Raw genomic sequence first — 16,053 nt, 5'->3', positions numbered from 1 at the left:
TGCCGTGCCGGCTCCGCGTGACCTACGGTCGACAGGTGACCGACCAGACCTCGCCCGCCGCCTCTCCCAGCCCTTTCGCCGCGCACCTCCCGCTCGCGCACTCGATGCTCGACCGTGCGGCGCACCGCCGGACCGAGGAGGGCCTGGTCGCGACGCTCCGCGCCGACCCGTCGACGCGCGTGGTGCTGCTGCACCGCGGTCGCCTCGCGACGGGCACGGAGGGCCTCGCGCTCGCGACGCCGCAGGAGGTCGCGGCCGTCCCCGAGCCGCACGCGGCCTCGGGCGACCACGGCAACACGCCGCGCTGGGTCTTCCTGGGCGAGGATGCGCCGTCGGGCACGTCCTTCCTGGCTCTCCTCCTGCCCGACGACGCCGACGACCTCGACCTCGACATCGAGGGCGTGGACCCCAAGGGGCCGCTGTCGGTCCTGGTGCGTGCGCACGAGTGGGCGGGGCTGCGCGAGCTCGCCTCGCGCCTGGGACCGCGCGACACGGGCCTGGCGACCGAGGCCGTCGCGCTCGCGGCCTGGCACGCGGCCAACGAGCGCTGCCCGCGCTGCGGCGAGCCGACCGTGCCCGTCGCGGCGGGCTGGGTGCGGCGTTGCGTCGCACAGGACGTCGAGCACTATCCGCGCACCGACCCGGCGGTCATCATGGCCGTCGTCGACCCGGGCGCGGGACCGGGCGAGGACCGGCTCCTGCTGGGCCACGCGGCGCACTGGCCGGAGGGCCGCTTCTCGACGCTCGCGGGCTACGTCGAGCCGGGTGAGGGGCTCGAGCAGGCCGTGCGGCGCGAGGTCGCCGAGGAGGTCGGCGTCACGGTCGGGGAGGTCGTCTACCGCGCGAGCCAGCCGTGGCCGTTCCCGGCCTCGCTCATGCTGGGCTTCACGGCCACGGCGCTCACGACGGACGTCCGGCCCGACGGCGAGGAGGTCACCGACGCGCGCTGGTTCACCCGGGAGCAGCTCGCCGAGGCGACGGAGAGCGGGGACGTGAGGCTGCCGAGCCGTTCGTCGATCGCTCGGGCGCTCATCGAGGAGTGGTTCGGCGGTCCGCTCACGGGGGAGTGAGCGACCGCGGGCCCGTCCAGGGTGCTCGACGGGCCGATCCTCGATGCCCTGCCTACGGTGGACGCACCGGCTCGTCCACCCTGAGGAGTGAGCATGAACCCGTCGATCAGCATTCTCTTCCGTGCGATCCCGCTGGTGATGGGGGCGGTGTGCCTCGCGTTCGGGCTCTACGTCCTGTCCGGCGGTGACGACGCGAACCACTTCGTCGCAGGTCACGTCAACGTGGCTCTGACCGCGATCTGCATCGCGCTGTTCACGACCGCCGCGACGATCATCCGCCAGCTCGTCCACCGGTACGGTCGCGTCTGGGCCGTCGCGCTGCCCGTGCTCGGATACGCGGTGGCTCTCGCGACCATGATCTGGGGCGTCACGATCATCGGCCGGGGCGACGAGCCGCAGTTCGTCGTGGCCGGGCACGTGGTGCTCGGCATCGGGTTCATCACGGGGTGCGTGAGCACCGTGGCCACGGCGTCGACCAAGTTCGTGCTCATCCAGAAGAGCGCGGCTCTTCCCGTCGGAGGCGGCGCGCCGGACGGCGCCTACCCGCGCGGGACGGGAACCCTGCTGATCGCGATCCCCGCCCTGTTCGCGGTGGCCGGTCTCGTCGTGGCGGCGACGCTCTACGCGCGCGGCGGCAACGCGGCCCTGGTCGCGGGCAACGTCATGGTCGGCCTGTCGCTCATCTGTTCCGCACTCGTCGCGCTCGTCGCGAGCATCGTGCGCCAGGTCCGCAACGAGTTCGGCGACGCCGAACGCTACCGCTGGGCGTGGTGGGTCGTCGCGATGGGGACCATCAACGTGACCCTGGGGCTCGTGGTGCTCTTCAGCTCGGACGACCCGGCGCGCCTGGCCCCGGGCACGGTGCTGATCGGCCTGGGTCTCATCTGCTTCAGCATCCTGTCCAAGGTGCTGCTGCTCGCGCTCGTGTGGCGCCAGGTCTTCGCGCTCGCCAACCGCATACCCATCATCCCGGTGGCCACGGCGCTCGCGTGCCTGTTCTTCGCGGCGTTCCTCTTCGAAGCGACCCTGACCGAGCCGGGCTTCTTCGTCGGCGCGCACGTCCTGGTGGGGCTCGGTGCGGTCTGCTTCACGCTCTTCTCGATCGTGTCGATCCTCGAGGCGGGGACCTCGAAGTAGCCGTTCGGCACGACCTGGGCGCTGGAGCGGGTCGGACGAGGAGCGCGGCCCGAGGACGGCAGAAGGCCCCGGACTCCGGTCCGGGGCCTTCTGCGCTGACGTGCCGCGCGGTGCGTGCGGGGTCCGTCAGGGGCGAGGGGAGGTCAGACCGCGAGGCGCTCCTTGACCTGGGCGAGCGACGGGTTGGTCGCCGCGGTGCCGTCCGGGAAGACCACGGTCGGGACCGTCTGGTTGCCCCCGTTGACCTGCTCGACGTACGCCGCGCTCTCGGGGTGCTCCTCGATGTTCACCTCGGTGTACCCGATGCCCGCGGAGTCGAGCTGGGTCTTCAGGCGACGGCAGTAGCCGCACCAGGTCGTCGAGTACATGACGATCGATCCGGCGTCGGGGGTGGTCGGGGCCGTGGCCATCGGTGCTCCTTCGTTCGCGGGACCCGGCGGAGAGCGCGGGCCGACGACCGGCCCGGGGTGCGAGACCCGGGAGGTGTCGTCGTGGGGAACGTCCGCACGGGTCGGGTTGTTCCCGGTGCGTGACGCCAGGTGCCGGACAGGGATCCTGGCGTCGTCCGCCCCTGGGCGGGACACCGCCCGCGAGCAGGCTCGGCCACGCCCGCCGCCCCGAGAGGAGCATCCGACCCTGTGGAGAATGGCACCCGTTGTCGGCGGTGGCTGAGAGAATCGACGTGATGCCGAACGAGTCAGCGGACCAGATCCTCGAAGCCCTCGACCCCGACCAGCGTGATGTCGCCCTCGCGCTGCACGGTCCCGTCTGCGTGCTCGCGGGCGCGGGCACGGGCAAGACGCGCGCCATCACGCACCGGATCGCGTACGGGGTGCGCACGGGCGCCTACACGCCGACGAGCGTCCTGGCCGTGACGTTCACGGCCCGTGCCGCGGGCGAGATGCGCACGCGACTGCGCGAGCTGGGCGCGACGGGCGTCCAGGCGCGGACCTTCCACGCGGCGGCGCTGCGACAGCTCAGCTACTTCTGGCCCAAGGTCGTGGGTGGCGCCCCGCCGCGCATCCTCGAGTACAAGGCGTCGGTGGTCGGGGAGGCGGCGCGCAGGCTCGGGCTCGGCGTGGACCGGATCGCGGTCCGCGACCTGTCCTCGGAGGTCGAGTGGTCCAAGGTCTCGCTCGTCACGGCCGACGACTACGTGAAGGCGTGCGCGGCGATCGACCGGCCGGCGCCCGCGGGCTACGACCACCAGACCGTCGCGCGGCTCATCGCCTCCTACGAGGAGGTCAAGACCGAGCGGTCGGTCATCGACTTCGAGGACGTCCTGCTCATGCTCGGCGACATGCTGGCCTCGCAGGGAGCCATGGCCGACGAGGTGCGCCGCCAGTACCGCCACTTCGTGGTCGACGAGTACCAGGACGTGTCGCCGCTCCAGCAGTTCGTGCTCGACCAGTGGCTGGGCGGGCGCAAGGAGCTGTGCGTGGTCGGCGACCCGTCGCAGACGATCTACTCCTTCACGGGCGCCACGCCCCACCACCTGCTCACGTTCCCCACCAAGTACCCGGGCGCCCAGGTCGTCAGGCTCGTCCGCGACTACCGGTCCACGCCCCAGGTCGTGACGCTCGCGAACCAGCTCCTGGCACGAGCGGGGCGTCGCGGGGGAGCGCACCAGGCGCTCGAGCTCGTCGCCCAGCGGCCGTCCGGCCCACCCGTGGCGTACGTCGCGTACGACGACGACGAGGCCGAGGCCAAGGGCATCGCCGCGCAGATCGGTCGCCTCCTGGCTGCCGGGACGCGAGCGAGCGAGATCGCGATCCTGTACCGCACCAACGCCCAGTCGGAGGGTTTCGAGCAGGCGCTCGCGGACGCGGGCATCGCCTATCTCGTCCGAGGGGGCGAGCGTTTCTTCCAGCGCAAGGAGGTCCGTGACGCGATCGTGCTGCTGCGCGGCGCGGCGCGGTCCGCGGACCCGCAGGTCCCCATGCCGGAGACGGTCCGGGACGTCCTGATCACGGCGGGCTGGGCGAACGAGCCCCCGTCGGCGCGTGGTGCGGCGCGTGAACGGTGGGAGTCCATGCAAGCCCTGGTCGCCCTGGCCGACGACGTCGCGCGCGTCGCGCCGGACGGTGCACCGCCCACGGTGGTCTCGTTCGTCGCGGAGCTCGACGAGCGCGCCTCGGCCCAGCACGCGCCCACGGTCGAGGGGGTCACGCTCGCGTCGTTGCACGCCGCCAAGGGCCTGGAGTGGGATGCGGTCTTCCTCGCGGGCATGAGCGAGGGCCTCATGCCCATCTCGCTCGCGGAGACCGACGAGGCGGTCGCCGAGGAGCGTCGCCTGCTGTACGTGGGCATCACGCGTGCGCGTGAGCACCTGCAGGTGTCGTTCGGGCGCTCCCGCAACCCTGGTGGGCGTGCGTCGCGTCGTCGGACGCGCTTCCTCGACGGCCTGTGGCCCGACGACGAGCAGTCGCGCTCCCCGCGTCGTAGCCGCGCGAACCAGAACAAGGTCCACCTCACGGGCGAGTACGACCAGGCGCTGTTCGAGCAGCTCCGCGAGTGGCGGATGTCGGTCGCGCACGAGACGGACAAGCCGGCGTTCACGATCCTGGTCGACGGCACGCTCGCGGCGATCGCCGAGACCCGGCCCGCCTCGGTGCCGGACCTGGCGAGGATCAACGGGATCGGGCCGGCCAAGATCGAGAAGTACGGTGCGACGCTGCTGGACATCGTGGCGCGTTCCGCGGGCTGATTCCGGTGCGATCACGGGCTTCTTCGGGGCTCGAGAAAACTCGTCGAAAGAAGTTCGTCAAATAAGTTGTGCGTCCTTCCGAGGGCGGCATATGGTTCAGGAGTCCTTGTAGGAGAGACGCGCGCCGAGAGGCGGGCGTTCGACGGAGATGGGAGGTGGGCTTGGTGAAGCAGATCCTGACGGCGAGCCCGACACATGTGTCGGCCGATCCGATCAACCGCGCACGGCGCGGCGGATCCCTCGTCATCCGCCCCGTTCCCGACTCCGCACTGAGGACGTCGCCGGTCTAGTCACCGACGCACCCTTCTCAGGCCGCGGAGTCCACCTGGACCCGCGGCCTTCGTGTTTCTCCGAATGCGATCGTCTTCCCGGTCAGCCGTCCACCATCCCCGGACGCCACGACCACCTGCGGGTCCTGTGACAAAGAAGTTCACACGCAGATCAGGACATCACTGGAGGACATCGTGCGGCTCACCGCGCTGCTCGACAACATCACTGCCCAGGGCGGATCCGGCCCCTGGACACCCCACCAACCCCTCACCACCCCTCTCGGTTCCTCGGACGCGGCCGAGTTCGACCGGCTCCTCGCCGGTCTGCTGCCCTGCCGCACGAACGACCCCGAGCTCTGGTTCGCCGAGCAGTCGACGCAGGTCGAGCAGGCCAAGGCGCTGTGCCAGGCCTGCCCGCTCGTCGCCGGTTGCCTGGCGGGTGCGATCGAGCGCCAGGAGCCCTGGGGCGTCTGGGGCGGCGAGGTCTTCGTCGACGGAGCCGTCGTCGCCCGCAAGCGTGGGCGTGGGCGGCCGAGCAAGGCCGAGGTCCTCGCCCGCCAGGCGGAGGAGGCGGCGCGTGCCGCCGCTCTCGAGTCGCAGGACTCCGTCTCCGCGTCATCGGCGGCCTGACATGGTCGCCGCGACTCTCAGGTCCGAGCACCCGCATCGCGGGTGGCTCACCACCTCGCGCAGCCTCGGCACGGCATCGGGAACAGCGATCTCGATGCAGGCCGTGGCTGCGCGGGGTGTCAGCCCGTCGAGGTGCGCGAGCACCTGGCTCGCGGCGATCGCCGCGCCGACGGCTGCCAGCGTGGTCTCCTCGACGTCGAGGACCTCCCGCTGAGGGTCTCGTAGCTGGTCCGCGAGCTGCGGCCACTGCGGGTCGAGGTCGGCGCGATGCCCCTCGACGCACCGGACGCACGGCGTCCTTCCCGGCCGGACGAACGGTCCGACCACCACATCCGCTTCCCGCACCACGACCGGTAGGTGCGCGGTCCCGTCGCCCGTGAGCTGTCCGTACCGCTCGGGGCGCAGCACCCGGTGCTCGACGACCACGACGACGTCGGGCCGTCCCTCGTGCGGCGACACCCATCGCGCGGCCTCGACGAGGTGGCCACGCACGTCGGGGGCGAGGTCCGTCAGGATCCTCGCGGCTGCTTCTCCTCGCGCCCGCCCGACGTCCCGTGACCGGTAGCCGCCGAGCCCGACGTCCGTCGCCTGGACCGGCGCGGCGTCGTCGAGCAGGAGCGTGCCCACGCCCGCGGTGGCGAGCACGACCGCGATCCCCAGGCCCAGCCTCCCGAGCCCTTCGACACCGACGCTCGCGCGGGCGCGGTGGGCGAGGGTCGTCCGTCCGCTCCCGTCGGGCCGCAGGAGGGACAGCGTCGGAGCGTCCGCTCCGCCGTGGGCGGGCGCGACGACGTGAGGTGATTCTGCGTCCGGCGGCCCGACGACGAGGAGCGCCTCGTGGAGGTGGCGCACGATCTCCAGTTGTCGCACGGGCGTGACGGCGAACCGGGCAGGCGGCGCGTGCAGGAGGGCCCGCCCCGAGCGGTGGTGGTCGAGGAGCCAGGCGACCTCGTGGTCGGCGAGACCGCTCAGGTGCACGCTCCAGCGCTCGTCGGTGCCGTACTGGAGCACTCCGGGTCCTCGACGGAGCACGACGGTCCTCGGGCGGAGGCGCACGGGGAAGAGGGGGGCGTCGTCCATGGGGCTCCTCGGCTGGTGCGGGTCCTGCGGGACCAGTCTGGGGCCGCAGGAGGTGCCTTCCACGGTTCTCCACAGGACCGTCTTCCTCGCCAAGACTTGACCAGTTCTCGACGATACTGCGCAGACTTGCGGGGGAACTCTCGGCGTGGGCTATGGCACATGTCAGGCGGAGCCACTACGGTCTGTGCCGTGGCCTACGAAGCCGAGCGAGGCGCCGCGAAGAGCGGCGAGACGTACGTCGAGGTGCGCCGGAGCCGTCGCCGCAAGAGCACGGTCAGCGCCTACCGCGACGGGGACCGTACGATCGTGTCGATCCCCGCGCGGTTCACGCGTGCCCAGGAACGCGAATGGGTGCAGCGCATGCTGGACCGGCTCGCGGACAAGGAGCGGCGCCGCCGCCCCTCCGACGACGAGCTCGTGGCTCGCGCCACCGAGCTGTCCGCGAAGTACCTGGACGGCAGGGCGCACCCGACGAGCGTGCGCTGGTCGAGCAACCAGGGTCGTCGCTGGGGGTCGTGCACCTTGATCGACGGCAGCATCCGCATCTCGACGCGGGTGCGGGGCATGCCCGAGTGGGTGCTCGACTACGTGCTGCTGCACGAGCTCGCCCACCTGCTGCACGCGGGGCACGGCCCGGGGTTCTGGGCGCTCCTCGAGTCGTACCCGCGGACCGAGCGGGCCAAGGGGTTTCTCGAGGGGGTCTCGTTCAGCCGTGACGGCGCGGCCCCGGACGCCCCGGGGAGTCCCGACGACGTCGAGGACTCCCCGCCGCACGTCGAGATCGAGGCCCACCCGACGCTGCCGGGGGCGCCGTCCCCGTCCGCCGAGGAGGGTGGCGCGAGCCCCGCGCCCGACCGGCACGCCGTGCCGGCCAGGCGGGTCGCGCAGGGGCCCGAGCGGGAGCCCGCCCGCTAGTCGCGGGCGGACCGCTAGTCGCGGGGCGAGCCGTCCGGCTCGGTCTCCGTGTCGTCCGTCGGTCCGGTCGGCTCCGACGGACCGGGGCCCTGGGAGCCCTCGGCCTCGCTGAAGATGTCGGCCAGCGCCTTGTCGAGGTCGCTCTGCTCCTCCTGGACCTCGGTGCGCCGCGTCTGGTACCCGGCAGGGTCGTCGAGGTCGAGCGGGCTGGGCAGCAGGTCCGGGTGGTCCCACACACCGTCACGGGCGTCGGGTCCGCCCTGCGCCGCGATGAGCGCCCACAGCGTCGCGGCGTCGCGCGAGCGCCGCGGCCGCAGCTCCAGCCCCACGAGCGTCGAGAAGATCTGCTCGGCCGGGCCGCCCGCGGCGCGTCGGCGGCGGAGCATCTCGCGCAGCGGCACGGCGTGCGGGAGGTGGGGGAGCGCCGCCTGCGCGCTGACCTCGTCGACCCACCCCTCGACCAGGGCGAGCGCGGTCTCGAGCCGCAGCAGGGTGGCCTTCTGCTCGTCGGTGTTCTGCAGACCGAACACGCCACCGGACAGTGCCTGCTGGAGTGCTCCCGTGTCCGTCACGTCGATGTCGGAGAGCTGCGACTCGAGCGCGTCGAGGTCGATCGTGATGCCGCGGGCGTACGCCTCGACGAGTCCGAGCAGGTGCGCGCGGAGCCAGCTCACGTGCGTGAAGAGGCGCGCGTGGGCCGCCTCGCGCAGCGCGAGGAAGAGCCGGATCTCCTCGACCGGGGCGTCGAGCCCCTCGGCGAACGCGGCGACGTTCGTGGGCAGGAGGGCCGTCGCGGGCTCGTCGAGCAGAGGCAGGCCGATGTCCGTGACCCCGAAGACCTCGCGGGACATGGTTCCCGTGGCCTGACCGATCTGCATGCCGAACACCGCGGAGCCGAGCCGCCGCATCATCTGCGCGGGGTCGAAGTCCGCCCCGAGCGCACCCGTGGGGAGCCCGGGGAGGCCGAAGCCGGCACCGGGTCCCTCGTCCCCGCCGGGGAGCTGGTCGCGCAGCACGGTCGAGAGCGCGTCCGCGACGGACGCGGCCACGGGGGCCGCGAGCGCGTTCCACGCCGGGAGCGTCTTCTCGACCCACTCGGAGCGGCTCCACGCGTAGCGCTTGCCGCCCGCCGGTGGCAGGTCGGTGACGGCATCGAGCCACAGCTCGGCCACCGACAGGGCCTCGGTCGCGGACCGGACCTGCGCCGGGGTCAGCGACGGGTCGCCCTCGGCGACCGCGACCTGGCGCGCGATGTCGTGCGCGACGTCCGTGTTGACCGGGCCGTCGCCCGAGCTCGCGAGGAGTCGCTGCACCTGCGCGAGGACGTGCTTCATCGTGGCAGGGTCGTTGCTGAGTCCGCTGCCTGCAGCCAGGGCTGCCGGGTCGAGGCCGCGGGCACGCAGCTCGCGCAGGGCCTCGTCGGCGTCCGCGCCGAACATGGAACGCAGGAGCTCTTCCCACTGCGCGTCGGGCTGGTCGCCCGCGCCGGAGGCGAACTCGTCGGGCGGTTGGCTGCTCATCGGGGTCTCCTCGGGATAGCGTCAGGAATCACCGTAACCACATTCGCGGACGGACGAGGGGGGTCGAGGCATGTCGGAGGGCCCGGTTCGCTCACGGCGCAGCGCGGACGACGCTCGCACGCCGACCGAGCCTGTCGAGCGCCACGTACCCGGGGAAGGCTCGGGCGAGGCGGCACCCGGCGCCGTCGTCGTCGTCGGCGAGGGGCGCGTCGCCGCGCTCCTGCGCGCTGCGCTCGGCGGCCGCGGGCCCGAGAACGCGCCCGCCGAGGCCAACGACCTGTCGGCGCCGTGGGTCGAGGGGGCCCGGACGCTCGTGGTCGTCGCGCCCGCCGGGGAGTTCGGCGTCAGGACCGCCAAGGGCGAGACGAGGCGTTCGCACCTGGTCGAGCAGGCGCAGCACGTCGGACGGGCTGCGGTGCGGCACGGGATCGAGCAGGTCGTGGCCGTCACGTCCGCGACGGTGCACGGCGCGAGCGCCGATCGTCCCGACATCGAGGACGACGACCCGGTCTCGCCCGACGCGGCGGGGTTCGTCGCGGACCTGGTGGCGTTCGAGGAGGCCCTGGCCGCGGCCGTCGACGACCAGTCTGCGGAGCACCGCAGCGCGGGGTCGCCGTCGGTCCGTCTCGCGGTGCTGCGGCCCGCGATGGTCGTCGGTCCGGGTGTCGACACGATCCTGACCCGGCACTTCGAGGCCCCGCGGCTCCTGACCGTCAAGGGCAGCGACCGCCCCTGGCAGCTCCTGCACACGGACGACCTGGCCTCGGCGGTCCGGGTCGTCGAGGCGCGCGGCCTGTCCGGGACGTTCACGGTCGGGGCGCTCACGGACGGCGAGCCCGACGTCGTGACGCCCGCCGAGCTCGTCGAGCGCACGGGGCTCGCGAACGTGACGCTGCCCGCGGCGACCGCGTTCGGCGCCGCCGAGCGCCTGCACCGGGTGGGCGTCCTGCCGTCCCCGGCGAGCGACCTGGCCTACGTGGTGCACCCGTGGACCGTCACGGCCAGCGGCCTGCGCGCCGCCGGGTGGAAGCCGACGTGGTCGAGCGCCGAGAGCGTCGACGTCCTCATGGAGGGCGTCCGGGGGCGGATCGCGCTCGTCGGGCGCCGGGTGGGCGGCCGCGACGCGGCCGCGCTCGGGGCCGCGGGAGCCGCGGTCGCGCTGCTGGGCACCGCGGCGATCTGGCGTCAGGCCCGACGGCGGTGAGTCACCGTCCGTCGTGACGTCCCGTCCCGCGCCCGTGCGACGTCGCCACGCGAGGCGGACCGGGCCGCTCGCGGTGAGCGACGCCGTCGGGCCGCGGGCTCCCGACGGACAACCAGCGGACGTCCAGGATTCTCGGGGATGATAGCGACGTGACAGAACCGTTCGCGCCCCGAGACCCGCACGAGCCTGCGGCCGCAGCCGACCCGTTCGGCCCCGCACCGGACGAGGACTACACGCCCCCGCCCGTGACGCGCCGCTCGCTCACGCTCGGCATCTCCGTGCTGGCCACGACCCTCCTGGTCGCTGGCCTGGCCGTCATGCCCGCGCCGTACGTCGTGCGTTCGCCGGGACCCACGCAGGACACGCTCGGCGAGCAGAAGGGCCAGGACCTCATCCAGATCGAGGGCGCCGAGACCTACGACTCGACGGGGGAGCTGCTGCTCACCACGGTCTCGGTCGCGGGCGGACCCGGCTACCCGGCGAACCTCGTCCAGGTCGTCGAGGGGTGGGCCGAGACGTCTCGTTCGGTGCGTCCCGTCGAGGAGACGTTCCCGCGTGACGTGACCAAGGAGCAGAGCGAGCAGGAGAGCCAGCAGGAGATGCTCTCCTCGCAGGAGACGGCGACTGTCGCGGCGTTGACCGAGCTGGGCTACGAGGTGCCGGCGACCCTCACGATCCAGGGCGCCGCGAAGGGCACGGGCGCCGAGGGGGTCGTCGAGGCCGGGGACGTCATCACGACCGTGAACGGCAAGGACGTCGTGACGTACCAGGACCTCATCGACGAGCTCGCGACCGTGACGCCGGGGGACGACGTCGTGCTCGGCGTCGAGCGGGGCGGCGAGAGCGAGGACCTCACGATCACCACGCAGGACGTCGACGGCAAGGCGGTCCTCGGGGTCTTCATCGACCCGGCGTTCGAGCTGCCGATCGACGTCACGATCCAGATCGAGGACATCGGTGGTCCCAGCGCGGGGACCATGTTCGCGCTCGGGATCATCGACCGGCTCACGCCCGAGGACGAGGCCGACGGCACCGTGATCGCGGGGACCGGGACCATGAGCGTCGAGGGGAACGTGGGTCCCATCGGCGGCATCCAGCAGAAGCTCTACGGCGCCGTGCGCGACAAGGCCACGTGGTTCCTCGCGCCCGCGGCGAACTGCGACGAGGTCGTGGGCAACGTGCCCGAGGGGCTCAACGTCGTCAAGGTCTCGACGCTCTCCGAGGCCCGCGACGCGATGGTCGCGATCGGTGCGGGCGAGGGCGAGAGCCTGCCGACGTGCTCGTGACGCGGCGGTCGCCGGTCCGCCGGGGTGCGCCCGGGCGCTGAGCCCGGCCCCGGACCACCGGGCGACCGACCCCGCGACCACCTCACGACGCTGCACGACCCGAGGGCCGGACGACCACGTCGTCCGGCCCTCGGGCATCTCCCTCGTGCACGCTCCGCGCGCCGCACGCGCTCCCGCGCACGGCGCCGGGCGCCTACTCGAACGTCGCACGCAGCCCGTCGACGAGGCCCGGCACCAGGTCCGGGCCGAACGCGACGTCGTCGCCGTCGTCGTTCGCCCGCGTGCGGACCGCGCACCACGGGGTGCCGTCGCGCAGGACGCCGACCGCGAGGCGCACGTCCTGGCGGTCCGGGTGCGACGACAGGTACGCGAGGGCTGCGGCGGGGTCGGTGGGCAGCCCCTCCTCGGCCGACGGCGGCAGGATGACCCGCTCGGCGACGATCGCGGCGCCGTCGACCGTGTCGGGCCACGAGATGCCCGCGAGCAGGTCCTCGAGCGTCTCGACGTCGGGCAGACCCTCCTGCTCGACCGAGACGAGATGGTCCGGGATGCCGCGCGCCGCGGTCACGACCTCGGGCGGGAGGCGGTCGGCCAGGCCGGGGTCGGCGGCCATCGCGTCGGCCGTGCGGACGAGCGCGAACACGCGCGGGGGAGCGTCCCAGCCGTCGGCGGCGACGTGCGCCTCGACGTCGCGCACGGCGTCGGCGAGCGCGAGCTGCGCGAGGGGGACGATGGGGGCGGGGGCGTCGTCGGGGACGCCGTCGGCGGATCGGGACGTGCTCGGGGCGGGCTGGTCGGGCGCGGGGGAGGTCGTGTCTGCCATGTGCCCAGCATCGCAGGCCCGACGGCGTCGGCGCAGTCGGCGGGTCCGGGTCGGGTACGTGTGGGAACCTGGAACCGCTGTGGGCCGTTGACGAGATGGACGGCCTGTGGCCTGACCCTGTCGAGACCGTGGACCACCTGTGAATCGGGTGGTCGTGGGCTCGGCCCGGACAGGTTCCGACGCCCGACGACCTGACGCTCGACCGAACGCAAAGAGGTAAGCCCACCGTGTCATTCGCCGCAGCGCCACGACGCCCTTCGGGGTCCGAGGCCGGCTCCCGCAGACGACGCAGCCCGCTCGGCATCGCCGTTGCCGTCGTGGCTGCCCTCGTCCTCCTGCTGTTCCTGCTCGCGCAGTTCTGGACCGAGGTCCTCTGGTTCACCCAGCTGGGCTTCGCCGACGTCCTGTGGACCGAGTGGGGGACCCGCGCAGCGCTGTTCGTGGGCGGCTTCCTGGTGATGGGTGGACTCGTCTTCCTGTCGCTGTCGCTCGCCTACAGGTCGCGCCCCATCTACGCGCCCTCGACGCCCGAGCAGGCCACGCTCGACCAGTACCGCGAGGCGATCGAGCCGCTGCGCAAGGTCGTGACGATCGCGGGCCCCGCACTCATCGGCTTCTTCGCCGGCGCGGCGGCGTCGTCGCAGTGGAGCACGGTGCTCCTGGCCCTCAACTCGGTGCCGTTCGGCACCAAGGACCCGCAGTGGGGCCTGGACATCTCGTTCTTCGTCTTCACGCTGCCCGTGCTGCGCTTCGCCGTGGGCTTCCTCATGGCCGCGGTCATCATCGCGGGTATCGGCGCGCTGGCGACCCACTACCTGTACGGCGGGCTGCGCATCGGTGGCGGCGCGGGCAGCGGCCCGCGCACGACCAAGGCGGCGCGCGTGCAGCTCTCGGTCACGGCCGCGGTGCTCATGCTGCTCATCGGTGCCAACTACTGGCTCGACCGGTACTCGCTCCTGACCACGACCGGTGACAAGTTCGACGGCGCCTCGTACGCCGACGTCAACGCCGTCATCCCGTCCAAGGCGATCCTGACGGGGGTCGCGATCCTCGTCGCGCTGCTGTTCGTGGCGACCGCGGTCCGCGGCAACTGGCGGCTGCCCGCGATCGGCGTGGGACTCATGGTCGTCTCCGCGATCGCGATCGGCGGGATCTACCCGGCCGTCGTCCAGCGCTTCCAGGTCAACCCGAACGCGCAGGAGTTCGAGGCCGAGTACATCCAGCGGAACATCGACGCGACCAAGACGGCCTTCGGGCTCGACGGGGTCGAGGCGGCCAACTACGACGCGAAGACCCAGGCGGAGGCCGGTGCCCTGCGGGCCGACGCCGACACCACGGCGTCCATCCGCCTGCTCGACCCGCAGATCGTCAGCCCGACGTTCCGCCAGCTCCAGCAGAACAAGCAGTACTACAACTTCCAGGAGACCCTCTCGGTCGACCGGTACATGATCGACGGCCAGAGCCGCGACACCGTGATCGCGGTCCGCGAGCTCAACCTCGAGGGCCTCGGTGCGAGCCAGCGCAACTGGGTCAACGACCACACGGTGTACACGCACGGGTACGGCGTCGTGGCCGCGTACGGCAACCAGATCGGCCCGGGCGGCCAGCCCGCGTTCTACGAGGGCGACATCCCCTCGGTCGGTTCGCTGCCCGAGTACGAGCCGCGCATCTACTTCAGCCCGGACTCGACCCAGTACTCGATCGTCGGCGCCCCCGAGGGCACCAAGCCCTGGGAGTTCGACTACCCGGACGACGACGCCGGCGGCCAGGTCAACAACACGTTCGGCGCGGAGGACGGGGCCGTCGCGGGCCCCAGCGTCGGCTCGTTCGGCAACAAGCTGCTCTACGCCCTGAAGTTCGGCTCCGAGCAGATCCTGTTCTCCGACCGCGTGACGACCGACTCCCAGATCCTGTACGACCGGTCGCCGCGTGACCGCGTCGCCAAGGTCGCCCCGTACCTGACGCTCGACGGCAAGGTCTACCCCGCTGTCGTGGACGGCCGGGTCAAGTGGATCGTCGACGGGTACACCACGACGAACTCCTACCCGTACTCGGCCTCGCGCCCGCTCGACGAGGCGACGCAGGACACCCTGACGGTCAACTCGCAGTCGGTCGCGGCGCTCGCGCCCCAGCAGGTCAACTACATCCGCAACTCGGTCAAGGCCACGGTCGACGCCTACGACGGCTCGGTCGACCTCTACGCGTGGGACACCGAGGACCCCATCCTCCAGGCGTGGGACAACGTGTTCCCGACGTCGCTCAAGCCGATCTCCGAGATCAGCGGCGACCTCATGAGCCACCTGCGCTACCCCGAGGACATGTTCAAGGTCCAGCGTGCGCTGCTCACGAGCTACCACGTCGACGACGCCCGCGAGTTCTTCTCCGGTCAGGACTTCTGGAACGTCCCGCGCGACCCCACGGTGCGTGGGACCGGCACCAAGCCGTACCAGCCGCCGTACTACCTGACGCTGCAGATGCCCGGTCAGGAGAACCCCGCGTTCTCCCTCATGACGACGTTCATCCCGGGTGGCAACTCCGACCGAGAGATCCTCACCGGGTTCCTCGCGGTCGATGCCGAGGCAGGGAGTACCGCCGGCGTGAAGGCCGAGTCGTACGGCAAGCTCAGGCTCCTCGAGCTGCCACGCAACGCCACGGTCCCCGGACCGGGGCAGGTGCAGAACACGTTCGACTCGGACCCGACGGTGTCCAACGAGCTGAACATCCTCAGCCGTGGCAACTCGACCGTGATCCACGGCAACCTGCTCACGCTCCCCGTGGGCGGCGGACTGCTCTACGTGCAGCCCGTGTACGTGCAGGCGTCCGAGGGCACCAAGTTCCCGCTGCTGCGCAAGGTGCTGGTCAGCTTCGGCGACCAGGTCGGCTTCGCCGACACGCTCGACGAGGCCCTCAACCAGGTCTTCGGCGGCGAGTCGGGTGCCTCGGCCGGTGACGCCGGTGGTGAGGTCGCGCCGGTCATCCCGACCGACGGCGAGACGCCGCCGCCCACGGACGGCACCGACACCGGGACGGGCACCACGCCGCCCGTCACGGAGAACCCCGAGGCGCGCGCCCAGCTCGACCAGGCGCTCCAGGCCGCCAACCAGGCGATCAAGGACGGTCAGGCCGCGCTCGCCGAGGGCGACTTCGCCGCCTACGGCGAGTCGCAGGAACGCCTGCAGACCGCGCTCGAGTCGGCCATCGCCGCCGAGGAGTCGCTGGGCACCGAGACGCCGTGACGCGGGGGTGACCGCTCACCTCCAGAGGTGAGCGAGGAGACGACGGACGCCGCTCCTGACCTGAGGGTCGGGGGCGGCGTCCGTCGTCCGTGCCGAGGCCGAGAGACGCGCTCGCCGGGGTCGCTGCGCGCGCCCACCACGACGACGGCTTGTCATTTCTGGTACATCAGACGAAC

Annotated in this window: 12 protein-coding genes and 1 pseudogene; 9 read left to right on the top strand and 4 right to left on the bottom strand. The window is 72.4% G+C overall.

Features of this window, described 5'->3' with window-relative positions:
- The first annotated feature begins 35 nt into the window (after nucleotides 1-35).
- The gene (gene nudC, locus JOD49_RS05275) at nucleotides 36-1,070 is read left to right on the top strand and encodes an NAD(+) diphosphatase (RefSeq protein WP_307822405.1); all 1,035 of its coding nucleotides are present in this window, start codon (nucleotides 36-38) and stop codon (nucleotides 1,068-1,070) included.
- A 93-nt stretch (nucleotides 1,071-1,163) separates the two neighbouring features.
- Complete coding sequence (locus JOD49_RS05270; protein WP_205306261.1) at nucleotides 1,164-2,207, top strand: DUF2776 family protein; 1,044 nt, start codon at nucleotides 1,164-1,166, stop codon at nucleotides 2,205-2,207.
- A 143-nt stretch (nucleotides 2,208-2,350) separates the two neighbouring features.
- On the opposite strand, the gene JOD49_RS05265 is transcribed toward JOD49_RS05270, so the two are convergent.
- Entirely contained in the window at nucleotides 2,351-2,617 is a 267-nt protein-coding gene (locus tag JOD49_RS05265; RefSeq protein ID WP_138825247.1) for a mycoredoxin, read from the bottom strand.
- Between the two features lie 275 nt (nucleotides 2,618-2,892).
- On the opposite strand from JOD49_RS05265, the gene JOD49_RS05260 reads away from it, so the two are divergent.
- The 3 genes from JOD49_RS05260 (at nucleotide 2,893) to JOD49_RS05255 (ending at nucleotide 5,813) form a co-directional block, all read left to right on the top strand.
- A complete protein-coding gene (locus JOD49_RS05260) occupies nucleotides 2,893-4,914 on the top strand; it encodes an ATP-dependent DNA helicase UvrD2 (protein WP_205306260.1) in 2,022 nt (673 codons plus the stop codon).
- Nucleotides 4,915-5,078: 164 nt separating this feature from the next.
- On the top strand, nucleotides 5,079-5,204 hold the full coding sequence (locus tag JOD49_RS20490) for a hypothetical protein (RefSeq protein WP_275588966.1): 126 nt from the start codon (nucleotides 5,079-5,081) through the stop codon (nucleotides 5,202-5,204).
- A 174-nt stretch (nucleotides 5,205-5,378) separates the two neighbouring features.
- Entirely contained in the window at nucleotides 5,379-5,813 is a 435-nt protein-coding gene (locus JOD49_RS05255) for a WhiB family transcriptional regulator (protein WP_205306259.1), read from the top strand.
- On the opposite strand, the gene JOD49_RS05250 is transcribed toward JOD49_RS05255, so the two are convergent.
- Nucleotides 5,799-6,893, bottom strand: coding sequence for a ThiF family adenylyltransferase (locus tag JOD49_RS05250; protein ID WP_205306258.1), 1,095 nt, complete (start codon nucleotides 6,891-6,893; stop codon nucleotides 5,799-5,801). The two genes, JOD49_RS05255 and JOD49_RS05250, sit on opposite strands and share 15 nt — an antisense overlap.
- A 159-nt stretch (nucleotides 6,894-7,052) precedes the next feature.
- On the opposite strand from JOD49_RS05250, the pseudogene JOD49_RS05245 reads away from it, so the two are divergent.
- Nucleotides 7,053-7,646 (top strand): annotated as a pseudogene (locus tag JOD49_RS05245) (M48 metallopeptidase family protein); the annotation flags it as partial.
- Nucleotides 7,647-7,822: 176 nt separating this feature from the next.
- On the opposite strand, the gene JOD49_RS05240 reads toward JOD49_RS05245, so the two are convergent.
- Nucleotides 7,823-9,328 (bottom strand): zinc-dependent metalloprotease, encoded by a 1,506-nt coding sequence (locus JOD49_RS05240; RefSeq protein ID WP_205306256.1) that lies wholly within the window; start codon nucleotides 9,326-9,328, stop codon nucleotides 7,823-7,825.
- Nucleotides 9,329-9,398: 70 nt separating this feature from the next.
- On the opposite strand from JOD49_RS05240, the gene JOD49_RS05235 reads away from it, so the two are divergent.
- The gene (locus JOD49_RS05235; RefSeq protein ID WP_205306255.1) at nucleotides 9,399-10,532 is read left to right on the top strand and encodes a Rossmann-fold NAD(P)-binding domain-containing protein; all 1,134 of its coding nucleotides are present in this window, start codon (nucleotides 9,399-9,401) and stop codon (nucleotides 10,530-10,532) included.
- A 149-nt stretch (nucleotides 10,533-10,681) separates the two neighbouring features.
- Entirely contained in the window at nucleotides 10,682-11,818 is a 1,137-nt protein-coding gene (locus JOD49_RS05230; protein WP_307822404.1) for a YlbL family protein, read from the top strand.
- A 193-nt stretch (nucleotides 11,819-12,011) separates the two neighbouring features.
- On the opposite strand, the gene JOD49_RS05225 is transcribed toward JOD49_RS05230, so the two are convergent.
- Entirely contained in the window at nucleotides 12,012-12,641 is a 630-nt protein-coding gene (locus JOD49_RS05225) for a PPA1309 family protein (protein ID WP_239525145.1), read from the bottom strand.
- A 227-nt stretch (nucleotides 12,642-12,868) separates the two neighbouring features.
- Here JOD49_RS05225 and JOD49_RS05220 point away from each other — a divergent pair, with 227 nt between their 5' ends.
- Nucleotides 12,869-15,877, top strand: a complete 3,009-nt coding sequence (locus JOD49_RS05220; RefSeq protein WP_205306254.1) for a UPF0182 family membrane protein — start codon at nucleotides 12,869-12,871, stop codon at nucleotides 15,875-15,877.
- The last annotated feature ends 176 nt before the right edge of the window (nucleotides 15,878-16,053 follow it).

Origin of the sequence: Oerskovia jenensis, from assembly GCF_016907235.1 — a bacterium.
Lineage (GTDB): Bacteria > Actinomycetota > Actinomycetes > Actinomycetales > Cellulomonadaceae > Oerskovia > Oerskovia jenensis.
This window is presented reverse-complemented; position numbering and strand designations above follow the sequence as displayed.